This is a genomic window from Psychrobacter sp. NG27 (assembly GCF_016106655.1).
Taxonomy (GTDB): Bacteria; Pseudomonadota; Gammaproteobacteria; order Pseudomonadales; family Moraxellaceae; genus Psychrobacter.
In genome coordinates, this window is the sequence record NZ_JADGIN010000004.1 from 16829 (window position 1) to 35941 (window position 19113).

Below are 19113 nucleotides of genomic sequence, written 5' to 3' on the forward strand. Positions count from 1 at the left end.
GACAGGCTGACCGTCAGCATCCACAAGTGATAAGGTATGAGTCAGTACAGCATCGTCTGCTTCTATTTGGCTGTCATCGCCGGTTAGTTTGACATACACACTATCATTGCTATCAAGTCCACCTTCATTCGCGCTGTCGCCTGCATTGTTGCTGTCGATGGTGGTGGTGACGGTATTGGTCGCCTCGTCACTAAAGTCAACCGCTTCAAATTCGTTGGCGCCAACACTGGTGATGGTGAGGCTGTAGTTTTCGCCATCGTCGGCAAGATAGTCATCTATGGTGTCAACGTTAAGCGCGGCGCTCGATTGTCCCGCGGGTATGGTGACCGTGATGGTTTGGGCATTGTTATATTCGGTGTCTGCGTCTTGGGTGCTGCCATTGTTAAAGGTGACGGTGACATCGGTGTCTTGAGTGACGATGACGGGGTTACCGCTTTCATCCAAAAACTTGACTGTGTATCCAGCTTCTTCACCTTCAATAATATTCTCGTCTCCCATGATAACAACATGAGTGATGTCAACAATAGGAGTTACCGTAATCTTAACTGTGGCTGGCGCTGATATGGCGCCATCGTCGTCAGTGGTGGTGAATTGGATGTTGCTGACTCGTCCGTTGAAGTTTAGCGCAGGAGTGAACATAACACTGGTGATTTGGTCAGCGGTTAATACGGTACCTGGCGTGAGTTCAACCGTTTGTCCATTATCTTCATAGGTAAGTACCCCTTGATTGGCAGGCGGTACTTGCAATACGGTGACACTCACAACCGTGCCATCGATGTCAGCGCCTATGAGCGGCACAGACACCGCGGTATCTTCATCGGTCGTCAGACTTTGATCGTCAGCCGTTGGCGGGGTGTTCACGTCAGTGACGTTGACCGTCACGGTGGCAGGCGCTGAGTCTAGGCCATCATCATCGGTGGCGAAGAATTCGATATCGTCCACCGCACCATTGAAGTTCTCAGTTGGGGTAAAGAGGACGGTGGCCGCTTCAGCAGCACTCAGCGGGGTACCCGCGACGACAGGCACACTGTCCCCTGCCGCATTGGTGTAACTTAGGACGCCTTGGGCAGCATCTGGCAAGGTGGTGAGGGTGATGCCCTCAACCACGCCATCGATGTCACTGGCAATCAGCGGTACAGCGATAACCGTACCTTCTGGGGTGCTGATAGCGCCATCGGTTGCCACAGGGGCATTTTTCACAGGCGCTATGACATTGTCATCCCCTCTTCCACTTAACGCCGCAGCTATACCCGCTAAGCCTAATGCAGCTGCGGCAGGAATCCACCATGGTATAGCAGCGACAGCGACATAATCCTCACCACCTAAAGCCTGTCCCTCAACATCGCCAACTTCTAACTGTGTGACATAATCATAAGTCTCACCAGTATCAGGAATATAATAATAATATTCACCATCTTCAGCGATTCCGATCAAGGCACTATCTGGTTCCTCATAGAATCCTTCTATGATCAAATCACTCTCTTGACCGTCTTTTTCAAACGAGACATGCAAGTCATTTTTTATACGCTTAGTAATGATATGGTTAGGTGCACGACCAATAGCAGTATCATGGAACTCGTAGTTCACTCTATCCATAGCGGTAATAATAGTAGGCGTTCCATCCTTGGTTGCTACTTGTACTTGGCTGATAGTCTGAGTCGCATCGTTAGTTTTTACTATAATCGTATTCATGTTTTCACCTTTTAATTCAATTTAATTCAATATTTAAATATGTTGTCTAAGTTAGCTTATTATCAGGTGGCCTAATTAATCGAAGAAAAACACAATTATCGATTACGTTTTTCTATCGCAGTCACGACTCGACGGTTCAACTGTCACCTTTCTACCGTATCACTACCATTTCTTTGTTTAAACTCTCCATAACCAATGCCGGCAAGACACTCAGTACTGCCTCCAAACTGCGAGATCAAAACTCCTTTGATTGTATCTACTCGACGTTATGACAATACTTGGTTATAGTTCTTGTTACCGCTGCTATCGGCATGTCTCTCGATAATTATTAACGTGTTAGGATATTGCTTCATAAATGCTGCCAATTCAGCTATTTTGGCATGGTATTCTGGACGTAAAATAGATTTATCCGTCTCAAATAATACTTCGAGATCGATGATAACTTTATAACACCTTATATACGACGATTATCACTATCGTTATCTATACCATCAGCAATAGCGTAAGAAGACATTCTAAATAAAGTTATTGGCAAGATGATGGCAATAGTATTTTTCAGTAATATCCTCATAATCTTATCTTATCTTATCTTATCTTATCTTATCTTATCTTATCATTTTATTATTGGTGCTTCATCAGTGGTTAAACCCTCTATAAATCAAAGCTTTAATACTGACACCATTCGTCTTTGCAAACTCATGATTAAGTAAAAATTAATTATATGTTTACTATACTATAGTAAAAGAGTAGGTCTACTCTAGCTGCTCATAACTTGTTTTCGACCTCTCATCAGGTTTAACTGCCACCGACTACATCGGAGATGTAACTTACCTGAGTCAGGTAGCAATGGCAAACAGGTTAGTACTATTACAATACTGCTCTTCGAACTCAACATCTAACATATAATTAATTTCACTATGCAAACGAACTCTATTCACTTTTCTAATGCTTATGGCTTTTGCACGTTTTCCTGCCCCATCAACTTATTATCGCGCTAAAGACTTAAGTGACAACTCAAACAAGCGCTCTTTACGCCAGCAGCATGACGAGTCTTATCTCAGTGAGATTAAACATATTTGGCAGGACAGCAAATATTGTTATGGTGCTCGTAAGGTTTGGCAGCAGATGAAAGCGGATGGCATTCATGTGGCTCGTTGTACGGTAGAGCGGTTAATGACTCAGTATGAGCTGCAAGGGGTTTGGCGTGGTAAAGGGAAAATAACAACTCACAGTCGTGATGACCAAAAGCGCGCATATGACCTATTCAATCGTAACTTTAATGCTCATCGTCCTAATCAGCTGTGGGTTGCGGACTTCACTTATATCAAGACAACGAGTGGCTGGGTGTATACCGCTTTTATTGTTGATGTGTTTGCTCGCGCTATCGTCGGATGAAAAGTATTTAATCGTATGAACACCAATATGGTGATGGCAGCATTAAATCAATGTATAGCAGACAGAAATAAGCCCAAATATGTGATTCATCATAGCGAATGACATCTTTGGGGTTATCATTTTTATGGGCACTACTGGTGATTTATATAATATTGTATTAGTTGAAACGGTCAAGAGACTGTATAAGTCTGAGGTGATTAAATACCTAAAGCAGAGCTGGAATAGTGTAAATGATGTTGAACTAGCAACCTTTGAATGGGCGGTACTTCGAGCACAGCTTTCGTCTTGCAAAGCTAAATCGATAATTAATCAATTTTTAATGTTTTTCAGGTTCCACAAAACTCATCTACATAGCACGATTGATTATGTATCAACTTTTGAACTTGAAAAGCGATATTATGATAATTCAACTCTGTCAGGCATCTCTGCCTGACCTAAGTAAATCAACTTACGATAAAGTCGGGGCTGTTCAGATATCAAAACCTAAAAAAGACGTAAACAACCATTATTTATTTTTTCTCAGCATATCAATCAGCTTGCCTGCTAGCGGGAATGACACCAGCTGTGTCAAGGGCACAAGTATGATGGTTTCGATTAATACCACCACTGGCAGGCTTAAGCCTTGAGTCACAGGTTTCAATAATGTCAATACGATCAGGAGCGTTGGATAAAGTCCGACATACCCTACCAATATACGTATAAGTCTGTCTTTAGTATTCTGATTCATTGCCTACTACCTATTGATAAAATGATAAAAGAAAAATTTTTAAGCGACAAAAACGATAATTGTCGCTTGATGATTGACTGCTTATGAATGTCCAACAAGTCCCAAATTTATAAACAAAAATAAGGCCATTAGTATTAATGGCCTTATCTTGTTCACTGTTTATATGCTTTGCTATTCTTGATAGTAAGGATAATCACTATAGCCCACATCAGTACCACCATACATAGTGGCAGGGTCTGCCTCATTCAATGGCCAGTTATTGGCGATACGCTCTGGCAAATCTGGATTGGCAATAAAAGGGCGACCAAACGCGAATAAATCACCGTAGCCTTTTTCTAAAATATTCACGGCTTTTTGTACCGTATACTTGCCGGCATAAATAATACGACCTGAAAATTCTTCTCTGACCGCTTGATAAAAAGTGTCTGGCAAATCAGGCGCATTGTCCCAATCAGCTTCAGCAATAGACAAGTAAGCAATGCCCGCTTGTTCCAGTACTTTGACCGCTTCGACATACGTATGATGAGGGTCCGACTCTACCAAGCCCAAATACACACGTGTCTCAGTGGTACTGGCAAATAATGGCGCAAAGCGTACGCCCAAACGATCAGCGCCAACCACCTCACTGACAGCAGCGACGATTTCTTTTAAGAAGCGCAAACGATTGATCAACGAACCGCCGTATTGGTCATCACGTGTGTTGCTATGCTCAGAAATAAACTGATTGACCAAATAACCATTGGCACAATGCAACTCTACCCCATCAAAACCCGCCTCTAATGCATTGCGTGCAGCCTGAGCATACATCGTTACCAGCTCACCCACTTCATCGGTACTGAGGGCGCGTGGCTCACTTGGATCGGCCAATGCGCCTGTACCCGGACCTGTTTCAATAAATACTTTTACGTTATCAGCGGTAATATCAGAAGGCCCTACAGGCTGAGCACCATTAGGTTGTAAGCTAATGTGAGACACACGGCCCACGTGCCAAAGCTGAGCAAAAATAATACCGCCTTTGTCATGTACTGCTTGCGTAACTTTTTTCCAGCCTTCCACTTGGGCTGGTGAATGGATACCTGGCGTCCAAGCATAGCCTTGGCCTCTTGGTTCAATCTGCGTACCTTCAGTCACCATAAATCCAGCGGACGCGCGCTGTACATAGTATTCTGCCATTAAGTCATTAGGGATATTGTCAGGTTGCGTACTGCGAGAGCGTGTCAACGGTGGCATCACGATGCGGTTTTTGAGTGTATAAGGCCCAAGTGTTACAGAGGAAAAAAGTGTATTTGTGTTTAGAATGGTTTGTGTCATAAGTGTCTCTTTTAAAGCAGCTGTTGGCTTATTATTAAAGGTATTTGGCCTGTTTTGATGCTTGATAGCTCATTTAGTGGCTACTTAAGCAATGTTAGTCAGCATAACGTTTTGAGGGTACAATTAGAAACAACCACTTATTGTTTAAGATACAACTATTAATGGTATGCATGATGAATGGTATGAATCGGCTCGATATTAAGCAGCTTAGAGTATTACAGGCGCTGCTTGATCTAAAAAACTTGTCGCAAGTCGCACGCAAAATGGGGCTGACCCAACAAGCCATCAGTGAGCAACTGCGTAAGTTACGTGAGGTGTTTGATGATCGCCTGTTTATTCGTCAAGGCAATAGCATGGTAGCAACGCCAAAGGCGCTATCAATGCAGCAGCCCCTTGACCATATATTAAAAGAGTTAGAAGATTTGTTAGAGCCAGAGGTTTTTATGCCGCACACATATAAGGGCATCTTTACGATTAGTGCGACTGACTATGCCACGCAGGCATTATTACCGCAATTGTTTAATATTACACGGCGCGCCGCACCAGATTTGAAATTGATTGTACGTGATTTTGCCTCAGACAATATTAATCAACTGATTGCGGCAGGCGAGCTTGATTTGCTGATTACCTTTCCCGAATTCATCCCTGATAACTTATCGTATGTCACTCTGTTTGAAGAGCAGCATTTATGCGTGACGGGCTGTGAAAATAAACTTCCAACAGAAACATTAACACTGGCACAAGTGGCCGCACACGCGCAGCTAGTCGTGTCACCCTCGCGTGCTAATTTGCGCGGATCTCATGATCAATGGTTTGCAGAAAAAGGTCTAAAAAGAAATATTGTGATGTCAGTTCCTAGCTTTTCAGCCGTACCAGATATTTTGCATACGACCGATATGATTGCATTTTATCCTTCACGGTTATTACCGAACAGTAAGGTTAAAGAACTTGAGGTTGAAGCATTGCCACCTACTTTTAAAGTCATCGCGGCATGGCATCCACGTACTAGCGACAGTGGTATACATCGTTGGTTGATTGAGCAGTTGAGAAACCTATGATAAGTGATGCTAGCTGTCACCCATTTTGACGTTACCTTTAACCTTCCTTAGTTTGATATAAATATATAGCGTTGGCAATCTTACCGCGTTTTTATCTTCATGTTTACAATGAGGATAGATCCTAGTTTATTGCGCTCGATTGGATAAAATGACACCAACTGTGCTTAACACGATGCCGCACATCATTGCGATTGATAAGGACTCATTGAGTATCAACGCTGCGAGTAAAGCGGTTAATCCAGGAGACAGGGAGCCAAGCAGCAAGGTGCGAATGGAACCGAGTTTGTTGACCGCATAAGAAAACCCAATGGTTGAGACGATACCAACGCCAACGCCTTGTATTAAGATGAAAGGTAGCGCATCGTCAAAAGAGACAGCTCCGAGGTTGGTCTCTAAAAGACCCGATAAAATCAGCACTAATGTCATAAAAAACGCGGTGTAAGACAGGACGATAGCAACCGCAACTGGACTCAAACTCGTACTTTTTAGGCCTAAGGTGTAACCTGCCCACACCAAACTTGCAATCAGTAAAAAAGCCATACCCTGTAGCAGACTACTAGGTGTTGGCCCTGCGTTCCCCACCATCATCGTGGCTATGCCAAAGAAAATAATCATGAATGCCAAAAATTTCTTTAGCGAGATTCGCTGACGATAAAAAATAAAGGATAAGAGTGCGGCAAAGAATACGGGCGTCCCTGTCAAAATAGTACCCACGTAAGCTGCTGGAGCAGTGCTCGCGCCAAAAGTGGCGAGCAAGAGAAAGGGAGCACCGCCAAATAAAATAAAAATGACATCAGCCCCTCTCATATTTTTGATTTCCTTCAAACTAGAGAATACCCAAGGCGTTAATAACAGTAATGGCACGCTAAATCGAATAAGCATGACATCTGCCATGCTTAACGACGATGCCCCAACTGCCCTCACAGTCAATGCAAAGCCTGACCAAATCAATATCACAACCATCATCGCCGCATAGCCTTTCATCAGCGGAGACAAGGTAAACAAGGGATTTTTGCGTGATGAGGGCTGAGAGATGGTATTCATATGGATGGCTTATGCTTGTATATAAAGCCTAATTATCAATCAAAAATTGCGCTTTTATCTCTATTTTTTTATTGCAAATTTATGATTATTTGGTGGATAATGCCAAATAAAGAAAGATATTCAGCTGAAAACACCACAAAGGTAATGTATGGATAAAATCGACCGTCATATTTTGGAAGTGCTTCAACAAGAAGGACGCTTATCAACGGCTGAATTGTCCGAGCGTGTGGGGTTGTCACCCTCGCCGTGTGCCAGACGCTTGAAACGTTTAGAAGATGAAGGTTATATAGAGGGCTACCAAGCGAACGTAAACAAAACCAAAGCTGGCATTGCGATGAGTTTTTTTGTGGAAGTCAGTCTGAGCAACCATCAAGAAGGATCGATTACCGCCTTTGAACAAGCGTTATCCGAGATGGATGAGGTAATCAATGGGCATGTAGTTTCGGGCCCTTACGATTATTTATTAGAAGTGGTAAGCCCAGACCTCAATGGTTATGAAGAGTTCACTCGTAAATTACATAAGCTGACCAGCGTTAAAGACATACATACCCATTTATCCGTACGAAAAGTCATACAGAAAACGACGCTGCCCATTTTTATCTGATATTTTTGACGCTTGTCAGCTGTCCTAAATGAGTGAGTCATTACAATAATGGCTGTTGGTAAAGCAATGCCTACAAGTGAGGTGAGCAACCAAGGCAAGTAATGATATAATGCCCCGATAATCAATATTTTATGACAGGTTTACATCATGGCTCGTACCGCTAACGCATTACATATTTTAGTAAAACACAAAGAAGTGGCTGAAGACCTTATCGTCAAGCTTAAAAAAGGTGCTAAGTTCGATGTGCTGGCCAAAAAATATTCAAACTGCCCATCAGGTAAGAAAGGTGGCAGTTTAGGCGAGTTTCAAAAAGGCGACATGGTACCGGCATTTGATAAAGTCTGCTTCAACAGTGAACTCTACACCCCGCATTTAGTGAAAACCAAATTCGGCTGGCATGTGGTCAAAGTGCTTTACAGAACCTAAGCACGCGCGTCGGCGCTATGATTGTAGACCAACGGCAGTACGCCTTCTATGTTTTAAAATACGCCCTAAGCTTTTTGACCCTTTGACATCATAAAGAAGTGATTTCGACGCCATTCTGGTTAATACAACGCTGGATATGTTTGTAGGTTTTCGCGGATCTCTCATCAAAGAATTCCTGAACTTCCTATATAATGTGAGCCATTTCGTTGTTGATAATCCATTCAATTTAGGCTTTTTAAAAAAAAGCTTTTTATCAGGTAAAACGGTGCTTTATGTTTAACGCTTCCACGACTCGTTTAAATAAATACATCAGCGAAAGTGGTATCTGCTCCAGACGAGACGCGGATCGCTTTATTGAACAAGGTAATGTATACATCAATGGCAAGCGTGCTCAAGTAGGCGCGCAAGTGGTCGCTGGAGATGCAGTAAAAGTCAATGGGCAGCTGATTGAGCCACGAGAGGCCGATGATTTTGTTTTTATTGTCTTGAATAAGCCGGTGGGCATTGTGAGCACCACAGAAAGCTCAGAGAAAAACAACATTGTCGATTTTGTGAGGCATTCGGTACGTATTTTCCCGATTGGTCGTTTGGATAAAGACTCTCAAGGGTTAATCTTTTTGACCAATAATGGCGATTTGGTCAATAAGGTGTTACGTGCTGGTAATAACCACGAAAAAGAGTATTTGGTCACGGTCAATAAGCCAATAACAGACAGCTTTATCGAGGGTTTGGCAGGCGGTGTGCCGATGCTTGGCAAGATGACGAAAAAATGCCCCGTGACTAAGGTCGCGCCCAACGTGTTTAATATCACACTAATCCAAGGTTTAAACCGCCAAATTCGCCGTATGTGTGAGCATTTCGGCTATGAAGTCGTCAAGCTTGAGCGTACACGGATTATGAATGTGAGTCTCAAGGGTACGCCCGTTGGAGACTGGCGAGACCTAACCCCAAAAGAGCTGTCCATTTTACTTAAGTCTGTAGAAGACTCTTCCTCGCAAGACAGTCATTCAGGTAAAAAGTCTCGTAATGCACCACGAAAAAAACCTCATAGCAATACCTCAGCAAAAGAGAAATCATCGTCAAAATCAGCGGGTGCAGCCAAAGGCCGTAACCATTACGCCAAGGATGATGCTAGAAAACCCGCTGGTTCTAAAGGTAGAGATGGACGTCCTGCTGGTCGTGGTAAGCCGTCAGGGAGTAGTGGCAAATCTGGAGGCAATGGTAAACCCGCCACCAACGGCAAGCGCCCTGCAAAAGGTCGAGGGTCTAAGCGGTCTTAGCAGCCAGCCAATAACGAGGCTGCTACCATTCGACCAAATCGTTACGGAGCCGTTCACTAAACAATATGAGCCTCATAGCTGAACTTCTCTGCTAACCCATAGGACTCCCGATATTCGATAGGGTCACCTGATAGATTCTTAGCGACGCGGCATACTTTTACGAGGTTTTCTCGCGTAGTATTGCCCAAATAAGGATCGACGTGGTCAGCGATAAAGAATAGCGTCTCTACGGCAGACGAGACAAACTGACCACACTTGGTGTAGTAAAACGGATACAGCAGATTCTCAAAATCTTCAGGCTCTAGATCAATAAAAGCTTGATAGCGACTCTTAGGTAGCCAAATCTTTTCACTGAGTGATACTTTTCCTTCAATGAGGCGCACACGCTCTATATAAATGAGCGGTTTATTCTTACTTATATCTAGTTTTTCGTTAATCTCTTCAATACCCTCTATCACCATCAGCTTTTTCACCACGCCTGTCGGTGTCGCATAGCAAGCGCCTTTGTCACGAAATTTGAAAAATCTTAATAATGAGCTCTCAAAGTTTGGACGCTTTAAAAAAGTACCGCGGCCTTGGTACTTAGTCAACACCCCATCATCGACCAGCTTTTCGACCGCTTTACGAACGGTTCCTACCGATACTTGATACTTATCTGCAAACTCCTGCTCAGTTGGTAAAGGTGTTTTTTCATCCCACTTACTTTCCGTAAGTAGCGTTAGGATATGCCATCGTACTTGCTCGTAACGTGGCAATTTAAAACTTTGTAAATCTTTCAACATTTTTTCACCACTACAGAAAGGTTTTTGTTAATTGTATCCATCTTGCCAAATATTGCTATTGACGTAAAACCACATTATCCCTGATCAACCTGTCTGACTTTTTAAGTAACTTCAATGTATATCAAATTAATATTAAATCATTAGACATTTATGAACAATCTTGTCTAATTGACGTAGCCTTTTTTGCTATCATTCTATTGAGCCAGACGGGCTTGTAGGACAAGCTACAAGCATCTCGTTTACGAAATTACTCGTCACTATTAGCGTAATACGCTTTACTCTGTAAAAACTGCTATGGTTTTTTATAGAATTCATACAGTTGAGATCAGGGGCAGTCATGACTCTTTATATTCTAGCCGCTATAGTCATATGTATCATATTGGGCTATACCACCAAAATCAATATTGGTCTGTTTGCCATTGCCTTCTCATACCTTATCGGTTGTTTTGGTATGGGGCTGAAAACTCATGAGATTATTGAGCTATGGCCTCTCAAAATCTTCTTTGTTATCTTTGCTGTGACGCTCTTTTACAACTTTCCTCTGGCGAACGGTGCTTTAGAAAAGCTATCGAATCATTTAATCTATAGATGTCGTCACTTTCCCGAATTATTGCCGTTGGTTATTTTCTTCGCCGCTACCATCGTTGCAGGCTTAGGGGCTGGGTATTACACGGTCTTAGCCACGATGGCCCCGATGATCCTGCTGTTGTCTAAACGCACTAACTTAAATCTGGTCGTTGCTACTTTATCTGTGAACTATGGTGCATTAGCTGGTGCTAACTTTATCACCTCACAGAGCGGTGTCATCTTTAGAGAGCTGATGCGCGGGGCAGGCGTCGCAAATGATAATACCTTTACTTATGTTTTAGGCGTCTTCGCTGCGACCTTTTTAATACCAGTGATCGTCTTGAGTATCTATTGCTTTTTCAATGCGAAAAATAGCAAAATTGCGATTCAAACGATAGTACCAGAGCCTTTCGATGATAAGCAGAAACAGTCTATTATCCTAATTTTCATAATGATGGCCATTGTGCTCATTATACCTATCTCAAACTTACTCATGCCTAACGTAGAAGCGATTCAGTTTTTGAACGCTCGAGTTGACATTGGTTTTATTGCCATTTTTTTCGCCTTAATTAGTTTATTGTTAAAATTGGGTGACGAAAAAAAGGTGATCGCTTTAATACCTTGGAATACGCTCATTATGATTTGTGGGGTCGGTATGTTGATTGGCCTTGGGGTTGAAATCGGTGTTATCTACGAGCTAACAGAGTGGCTCAGTACCAACGTTCCTATCTGGCTGATACCGATTTTAATCTTCGTTATCAGTGCAATCATGTCTCTCTTTGCTAGTACACTCGGCGTGGTCGCTCCTACTTTGTTCCCTATGGTGCTGCCCCTAGCCGTCGCCTCTGGATTAAGCCCTTTGTTATTATTTACCTGTATTGTGGTAGGAGCGCAAAGCTCATCACTCTCCCCTTTCTCATCAGGAGGTAGCCTCATGTTAGGGGCATCTCAAGTGGTTATCGAAAAAAATAAGCTGTTCAATGCGCTATTATTCAAGGCAGTGCCCTTAGATATTGGTATCGGCATACTAGCCATTTTACTTATCCAGCTGCTATTTTAGCTAGCGTGTGTGCTTATGTTGAGCATGGAAACATACCCTACCCTTCAGAAAACCCCTTCCAAAAGACAGTTTTGGCACCGCTGTCTTTTACCTGACAGATACGACCAAATGTCTTAAATATCTATTGAATCACCCTTTGTATCGTTTTATAGCGCTTAGTCTCATCTTACTAACTGCATCTACTACGTTAGCGCTTTTCCTTATCCGCAATAAATCACCCTAGCATGTTTTTAACATATCCCTCATGGTGAATTATAACCATAAACCATTGTATCTATTAATTTTTATTACCATTACCGCTCTGTATTCGGAAGATTTCTCTGTGTCATTTCTTACTTAAAATTGGGGCAATAAATAGTTTGTCATCAGTCATTGTGATATTACCTTAAAATAAAATTCATGTATACATACATATGTTTCTTGTTATTTTTATAATATTCTGTTACTTTTGCAAAACGCTAAAAACTCTACTTTTATGAAGTTGAGCAACCTCTATTACGATTGCCTGAACTTTGTATCTCATAATTCTAGTCTGACTCATAATTCTATTGAATTTTTTAATCAGCAATACACACAAGGAGTGTCGTGTGAAAAAATTATCCTATCTAGCTCTTGGCCTTTCTGTACTGACCCTTGCCGCATGTAACAAAACCGAAACGACTGCATCTGAAGCCAGTTATGATGCCCCTTCGCGTCCAGAATGTATTGCCCCAGCAAAACCAGGTGGCGGCTTTGATTTGACTTGTAAGCTTGCTCAAGCTGGCCTAAAAGATACTGGCCTTTTGACAGAGCCTATGCGTGTCACTTATATGCCAGGCGGTGTTGGCGCGGTTGCTTACAACAAAATCGTTGCCAATGATCGTGACAATAATGATGCGATTATCGCGTTCTCAACGGGTTCTATCCTCAATTTATCGCAAGGTAAATTCGGTAAATTCACTGAGAAAGACGTGAAATGGTTGGCGGGTGTCGGTACTGACTATGGCGCTATTGCGATCAACGCAGAGTCACCTATCAAAGATTTGGCGGGATTGGTCGCTGCATTAAAATCAGATCCAAAATCTATTAGCTTTGGTGCTGGTGGTAGTGTCGGCGGTCAAGATTGGATGCAAACCGCTATCTTAGCCAAAGCCGTTGGTGTCAATCCGAACGACATGACCTATGTTGCGATGGAAGGTGGCGGTGAAGCAATTACAGCGGTCATGGGTAACCATATTACCGTTGTTAGTGCTGGTATCGCTGAGATTATGCCACAAGCCAATGCGGGTAAATTACGCGTCCTAGCTGTGTTTGCAGATGAGAGACTGGGCGGCACGATGACCGATATCCCAACTGCCAAAGAGCAAGGCTATGATGTCACTTGGCCAGTGGTTCGCGGCTACTATATGGGTCCAGATGTGAGTCCTGCAGCCTATGACTGGTGGAAAGGAACATTTGACAAAATGCTTGCTGATCCAAAATTTGCTGAAATACGTGAGCAGCAAGAATTACTGCCATTCTCTATGACTGGTGAAGAGCTACAAGCGTACGTCTATAAGCGTACTGGTGAGCTACGTGAGTTATCTGCTGAATACGGTCTTGTTGACACTACAGCCAAATAGTCACATTGAAACTTAACAATCTTAATAATTGAATGCTAAATTTTCATTGTATTTTTTAAAGGCTGGCCATTACCTGCCAGCCTTTTAACTTCAGTTTTTAGGAATCATACTATGACAATGGAACGTCTATTTTCTGGGCTCATGGCACTGGTTAGTTTGTTCTTAATATACTTAGCCATTGGCTACGTTGCCCCTATTGCTTATGACCCGATTGGCCCTCGTCCTTATCCTATTTTAATCTTTTCATTGCTGGCATTTGGTGCTCTAGTGGTCGCTTTTCGTCCAGCAAGTTTTACTAAGCCTATTGATTTGGCGCTGACTAAACCTATCATTAGAAACTTGATACTTTGTGCGCTAGCCTTATTGGTCTATGGTCTTATTTTTGAAGTGTTGGGCTTTATTCTTGCCACTATTCTGATGTCTTTTGCGGTAGGTTTACTGTTTGCAGGTAATCCTCTAAAAAGCTTTATCTTTTCAGTGTTAATCAGTATTGGCTTATACGTTTTATTTGACACACTTTTAGACGTCAAATTACCACTTGGATTGTTATCAGGGATAATGGGATAGCCAATATGGATACTTTTGATTTTTTGATGCATGGCTTTGCTATCGCATCTACCCCGCAAAACTTATTGATTGCACTTATCGGTGCTTTTTTGGGCACGATTGTAGGCATGTTGCCCGGTCTAGGTCCGATCAACGGTGTGGCAATTTTACTGCCATTCGCCTTTGCACTTGGACTACCACCAGAGAGCGCGCTCATTTTGTTAGCAGCCGTTTATCTCGGGTGTGAGTATGGTGGTCGTATTTCCGCCATCCTCATCAATGTACCCGGTGATGCTGGTGCTATTATGACCACGTTGGATGGTTATCCACTGGCAAAGCAAGGAAAGGCGGGTATTGCTCTGTCTTTGTCGGCTGTCAGCTCATTCGTTGGTGCGACTATCGCTACTATCGGCGTGGTGCTGTTTGCCCCTTTACTTGCCAAATGGGCAATCTCATTTGGACCCGCTGAATACTTTGTATTGATGGTTTTTGCGATCACCTGTTTAAGTGGATTAGTCGGTGACCAACCTGTTAAAACTGGTATTGCGGCATTAATTGGTCTTGGTCTTGCAACCGTGGGCGTTGATGCGGTTACGGGTATTTATCGATTTACCTTTGATTCCGTGAACCTATCTGACGGTATCCAGTTTACAACTATCGTTATTGGTTTTTTCAGTGTGAGTGAGATTTTAATCTTACTAGAAAAAACAACGACTGGGCATAAGATTATTGCTCAAGGCAAGCGTAGTTTACTAAATTTTAAAGAGTTTACCTTTGCCTTTGGCGCTATGCTCCGTAGTGGTCTGATGGGTTTCGTTGTTGGTATTCTGCCTGGCGCAGGCGCGACTATTGCCAGTGCCATGACTTATGCCAGTGAACGCAAAATCGCTGGTGATACTGGCACCTTTGGTGACGGCGATCTTCGCGGTGTTGCTTCACCAGAGGCAGCAAACAATGCCTCAGCTTGTGGTTCATTTGTACCGATGTTGACTTTGGGTGTACCAGGTTCTGGTACGACAGCGGTCATGATGGGCGCATTGACCTTATATAACATCACACCAGGTCCGCAGTTGTTTACTGAGCAGCCTGATATCGTTTGGGGTCTGATTGCCTCATTATTCATCTGTAACGTTATTTTGTTGGTCATGAATATTCCGTTGGTTGGCCTATTTGCCAAGCTGCTTGATGTGCCAAACTATATATTGATACCAGCCATTGCTGCCGTCAGCTTTGTAGGGGTTTATTCAATCCATAGCACCACATTTGACTTAGTATTTATGGTTGCACTGGGTGTCTTTGGTTATTTCTTACGTAAATTAAACTTCCCGTTATCCGCACTTATCTTAGGTTATGTACTGGGTGAATTAATGGAGTCTAATTTGAGACGCGCTCTGTCCATCTCTCAGGGAGACTTGGGGATCTTATGGAGCAGCCCTATTACTGTCGTTCTATGGTTATTGGCTATCTTAATGGTATTCATGCCCATCATACGTAGCGTATATCGTAAGCGTTATAAAAAGACGGCTATCTAGTTTTAGCCAGTCTGTGCTCTATATGCTGTTTCTACGGTGGTCATACTCTATGTGTGACCACCGTTTTTTTGGATAATGACATCTTCTATTTTCAGCCAATAAAGAGAAACGTTACGCTAGTAAAGCTTTTATTAGTCATCCAAAATGTGTGAAGCCTCCCTACTTGATATCACTCGTAAAATAGGATTTTATAGTGTCCCTCGTTTTAGAGTTATTGCAATCCATTCCGAATTGGCATTTAGCAGGCTTGTTTTTCGCTGGCATGGTCGCTTTTATTATCTCCACCATCTCTGGCGGCGGCGGTGCGATGCTACTGATACCCGTCACCTCTTCGATGATAGGGACAGCGATTGCACCGCCCGTGATCAACGTGGCTACCTTTATGAGTAATGCCTCACGGCTCTATCTATTCTGGCATGATATTGATTGGTCGTTGACCAAATACTATGTACCAAGCGCAATCTTAGGGGCGTGGCTCGCCGCATTGGTGTTTAGCCGTTTGGACGCAGACTGGATTCAGTTATTGGTTGGTGCATTTTTAGTTTCTACTATTTTCCAATACAAGTTTGGCAAAGTAAGTAAAACGTTTGATATGCCAAAAGCAGGCTTTATACCTGTGGGCTTTGCCATCGCTTTTATGAGCACCTTAGTGGGCGGTCTTGGGCCGATACTCAACCCTTTTTATATGAATGCAGGACTAGAAAAAGAGAACCTTATTGCGACCAAAACGGCCAATTCTTTTTTTGTAGGTATTGTACAAATCGTCAGCTACACCTTTTTTGGGATACTCACGCTCAAGATATGGGTGTATGGTCTTGTATTGGGACTGGGCGCCGTGATTGGCAATATCATTGGCAAACGCTTTTTGGCAGGTATCAGTATCAGTCAGTTTAGAATAATGCTGCTCATACTCATGGTTATCAGTGGTCTTATCATGATAATAAGAAACCTACATGTACTGTTCTGATCCATATATCATCAGAGCATCTCATCCATTGGTATATTTAGTGGTCTTAGCATCGCTAAATTTTTAACCTACAAATGTATGTTCTATTAGGGATAAAGCTTATACTATCGTATCATTCTATACAGTGCTCACATCCTCTCAACCAAGTGAGAGTGTTCATCAAAAGTCATCACTTCTCAGGCCAACTATATGACTCCTCTATACACCGTATTGGCTGTACTGGTCACCTTTATTTGGGGCGTGAATTTTACGTTCATTGCATGGGGGTTAGAGAGCTTTCCACCACTGATGCTCACCGCTCTACGTTTTTTCTTTACGGCAGTGCCACTGGTTTTTTTGCTTAAACCGCCCAAGTTTAATCGCACGTTGTTTATCTATGCCATTGGCACTTTTGTCATGCAATATTCTTTTGTATTCACGGCCATGCATTTGGGTGCATCGGCAGGATTAACCGCGCTATTGTTACAAGTTCAGATTTTCATCACGGTATTGCTGGCATTTGTGATGTTGGGTGAATCTGTGAATCGCATGCAACTCATCGGTATGCTGATCGGTGTGCTAGGGCTCGGCGTGATAGCACTGAATCTAGGCGGTGACATGCCATTATCTGGGTTTATTTGTATTTTGATTGCGGCCATCGGTTGGAGCTTTGGCAACATCGCCTCAAAGCAGGCATCCACGCAAGCCGCTGAGAAGATAACGCTGAAAGGCGCAGATGTCTCTACTGTCTCGCCGACTACAGGGAACAATAAGGCCTCTGCACTATCTGCTCTGACACTGGTCGTCTGGGGTGGTCTCATTGCCTGTGTGATTTTGACGTTATCGTCTTTTATATTTGAGACTGATGCATGGCAGATGGCGACATTCACACAGGCCTCTCTCAAGTCTTGGCTATCGCTTGGGTTTATCGCGTACATCTCAACACTGGTTGGCTTTGGACTGTGGGCACATCTATTGAGTCAAAACACGGCTTCCAAAATTATGCCGTTTGCACTGCTAGTGCCAGTATTTGGTATGACAACATCGGTGTTGCTCACAGGAGAAGTGGTGACATGGTGGAAGATGCTAGCAATGATGTTGATACTGTCAGGATTACTACTGGCAAACATAAAAATTAAGCTGAGGAAAAAGCCTTTAGCCGTATGACATCAGCTAATTTTATCCTAAATAAAATGAGGTTTAAAAGCTTTGACAGTTCTGATAGCTCTGTGAAGTAGTCGAACTAAAAATACTCATGTCCGAAACTTGGATGAATAGCTTTTAGTAAATAATCAAGGCTAATCTACTGAAAGGTCATGCGCTTTTTCTGATCAATACTGATAAGTATAAATAGAGAAATACAAAGCTGACAAATTGAAAATGTCGCTAAATGGGTGCTCAATAAAAAGCAGGATATCCATAGATACCCTGCTTTTTTATTAAAATACTTGATAGTTTATAGTCAAAGAAGCCTAAAACAGCTACAAGGCAGCCGACCGCAGATTGTACATATAGTACCTCTAGGAAGGGTAACACCGTAGCGGTTTAGTAGTTCGCTGACTATAGCTGCTACAGTCGGTTCAATATCAGGTGGATACAAGAAAACCGAGTGAAATCACTATAAGTAGTAAACTAAACGAGGCTGACACCATATCCACTCTATAGCGGACTGACTGTGTCTCTAAACTGCAAGTATGCAGCGGTCATCGCATCCGCATCTTCTATTTGCGGATAGTGTCCCAACATTGGCATTTCAGTGACATTAGCATTGGGAATCAGCTTACGATAATGATCCATCATATGCTGACCTGAGATTGGGTCTTTTGCGCCAGCGATCAGCTTGATGGGTATCGTACTATTGATAATAGCCCCTACCCAACGCTCGCGGTATTGCTGACGTTGGGGAATATAATTGATCAGCCGATGCATCACAGCCAGACCATTATTATAGGTCAGTAGCTCCCATAACGCATCGATCACTTCAGGAGTTGGCTGAGTGTTAGGGCCAAATATGCGTTGTAGACTACCCGCAAATTTTCGCTTATTGATGAGTTTTGATACCAAGGGCCCAAGCGGCGACAGTAGCAGTTTTTGTATCAATATCGGTTTGTGGGTTTCAGGGAATAAACCGCCATTTAAGAAACACACGCTGGCAATATTCATATAATTATTACCGTCCACTTGCCTTGCTAATAGCTCTTGCGCCACGGTATCGCCATAATCATGCGCTAGTATGTGATATTCATGAACATCCAACTGATGCAACAGCGCCTCATAAATATCGGCCTGCTCGCGGATTAAGTAGCACGCCTCTTCGGGTTTGTCTGAAAACCCAAACCCTAGCATATCGAGCGTGACCACATAATAGCGCTCAGTGAGCGCCTGCCACATGCCCTCCCAGTCCCAACTGGCACTGGGATAACCATGAATCAATAGCAACACGGGTGCGCTTGGATCTCCACCACGACGCGTAAATATTTGATGGCCATGAATTGATTCGTATTGCCCCTGCTGCTCCCATTCACTCAAGGTAATCATTGTG

At 42.9% G+C, this 19113-nt stretch carries 18 protein-coding genes; 11 read left to right on the forward strand and 7 right to left on the reverse strand.

Translation table 11 applies throughout. The annotated features are described in order from the left end of the window. Positions 1-1692: Ig-like domain-containing protein (locus IP485_RS07720; RefSeq protein WP_198326752.1), on the reverse strand; the 1692-nt coding region annotated here is incomplete at its 3' end. 266 nt (positions 1693-1958) lie between these two features. Then, the gene (locus IP485_RS13980) at positions 1959-2150 is read right to left on the reverse strand and encodes an OmpA family protein (protein ID WP_198326954.1); all 192 of its coding nucleotides are present in this window, start codon (positions 2148-2150) and stop codon (positions 1959-1961) included. A 487-nt stretch (positions 2151-2637) separates the two neighbouring features. On the opposite strand from IP485_RS13980, the gene IP485_RS07730 reads away from it, so the two are divergent. Next, positions 2638-3087, forward strand: a complete 450-nt coding sequence (locus tag IP485_RS07730) for an IS3 family transposase (protein ID WP_198326753.1) — start codon at positions 2638-2640, stop codon at positions 3085-3087. A gap of 505 nt (positions 3088-3592) precedes the next feature. Here the strand turns inward: IP485_RS07730 and IP485_RS07735 are convergent. Both IP485_RS07735 and IP485_RS07740 read right to left on the reverse strand, forming a co-directional pair. Next, a complete protein-coding gene (locus IP485_RS07735; protein WP_198326754.1) occupies positions 3593-3814 on the reverse strand; it encodes a hypothetical protein in 222 nt (73 codons plus the stop codon). A gap of 171 nt (positions 3815-3985) precedes the next feature. After that, on the reverse strand, positions 3986-5125 hold the full coding sequence (locus IP485_RS07740) for an alkene reductase (protein WP_198326755.1): 1140 nt from the start codon (positions 5123-5125) through the stop codon (positions 3986-3988). Positions 5126-5307: 182 nt separating this feature from the next. Here IP485_RS07740 and IP485_RS07745 point away from each other — a divergent pair, with 182 nt between their 5' ends. Beyond that, positions 5308-6183, forward strand: coding sequence for a LysR family transcriptional regulator (locus IP485_RS07745; protein WP_265090938.1), 876 nt, complete (start codon positions 5308-5310; stop codon positions 6181-6183). Positions 6184-6309: 126 nt separating this feature from the next. Here IP485_RS07745 and IP485_RS07750 read toward each other — a convergent pair whose 3' ends face one another. Then, positions 6310-7227, reverse strand: coding sequence for a DMT family transporter (locus IP485_RS07750; protein ID WP_227686473.1), 918 nt, complete (start codon positions 7225-7227; stop codon positions 6310-6312). A gap of 148 nt (positions 7228-7375) precedes the next feature. Here IP485_RS07750 and IP485_RS07755 point away from each other — a divergent pair, with 148 nt between their 5' ends. The 3 genes from IP485_RS07755 to rluF all read left to right on the forward strand — a co-directional run bounded on the left by IP485_RS07755 (position 7376) and on the right by rluF (position 9537). Continuing rightward, positions 7376-7831: an Lrp/AsnC family transcriptional regulator gene (locus IP485_RS07755; RefSeq protein WP_194363790.1), complete on the forward strand. Its 456-nt coding sequence runs from the start codon at positions 7376-7378 to the stop codon at positions 7829-7831. A 147-nt stretch (positions 7832-7978) separates the two neighbouring features. Continuing rightward, positions 7979-8257, forward strand: coding sequence for a peptidylprolyl isomerase (locus IP485_RS07760; protein WP_198326757.1), 279 nt, complete (start codon positions 7979-7981; stop codon positions 8255-8257). A 272-nt stretch (positions 8258-8529) separates the two neighbouring features. Next, positions 8530-9537, forward strand: a complete 1008-nt coding sequence (gene rluF, locus IP485_RS07765) for a 23S rRNA pseudouridine(2604) synthase RluF (RefSeq protein ID WP_198326758.1) — start codon at positions 8530-8532, stop codon at positions 9535-9537. 56 nt (positions 9538-9593) lie between these two features. Here the strand turns inward: rluF and IP485_RS07770 are convergent, their stop codons facing one another. Continuing rightward, entirely contained in the window at positions 9594-10319 is a 726-nt protein-coding gene (locus tag IP485_RS07770; protein WP_198326759.1) for a GntR family transcriptional regulator, read from the reverse strand. A gap of 319 nt (positions 10320-10638) precedes the next feature. On the opposite strand from IP485_RS07770, the gene IP485_RS07775 reads away from it, so the two are divergent. The 6 genes from IP485_RS07775 to IP485_RS07800 all read left to right on the forward strand — a co-directional run bounded on the left by IP485_RS07775 (position 10639) and on the right by IP485_RS07800 (position 17738). Continuing rightward, complete coding sequence (locus IP485_RS07775; RefSeq protein WP_413787023.1) at positions 10639-11946, forward strand: SLC13 family permease; 1308 nt, start codon at positions 10639-10641, stop codon at positions 11944-11946. A 587-nt stretch (positions 11947-12533) separates the two neighbouring features. Further along, the gene (locus IP485_RS07780) at positions 12534-13547 is read left to right on the forward strand and encodes a Bug family tripartite tricarboxylate transporter substrate binding protein (protein ID WP_194363785.1); all 1014 of its coding nucleotides are present in this window, start codon (positions 12534-12536) and stop codon (positions 13545-13547) included. A gap of 111 nt (positions 13548-13658) precedes the next feature. Next, a complete protein-coding gene (locus IP485_RS07785; protein WP_194363784.1) occupies positions 13659-14114 on the forward strand; it encodes a tripartite tricarboxylate transporter TctB family protein in 456 nt (151 codons plus the stop codon). Between the two features lie 5 nt (positions 14115-14119). Continuing rightward, a complete protein-coding gene (locus tag IP485_RS07790; protein WP_198326761.1) occupies positions 14120-15625 on the forward strand; it encodes a tripartite tricarboxylate transporter permease in 1506 nt (501 codons plus the stop codon). 193 nt (positions 15626-15818) lie between these two features. After that, positions 15819-16592 (forward strand): sulfite exporter TauE/SafE family protein, encoded by a 774-nt coding sequence (locus IP485_RS07795; RefSeq protein ID WP_320159127.1) that lies wholly within the window; start codon positions 15819-15821, stop codon positions 16590-16592. Positions 16593-16781: 189 nt separating this feature from the next. Next, complete coding sequence (locus IP485_RS07800) at positions 16782-17738, forward strand: EamA family transporter (RefSeq protein WP_198326762.1); 957 nt, start codon at positions 16782-16784, stop codon at positions 17736-17738. 492 nt (positions 17739-18230) lie between these two features. On the opposite strand, the gene IP485_RS07805 is transcribed toward IP485_RS07800, so the two are convergent. Further along, on the reverse strand, positions 18231-19109 hold the full coding sequence (locus tag IP485_RS07805; protein ID WP_198326763.1) for an alpha/beta fold hydrolase: 879 nt from the start codon (positions 19107-19109) through the stop codon (positions 18231-18233). Positions 19110-19113 lie beyond the last annotated feature (4 nt).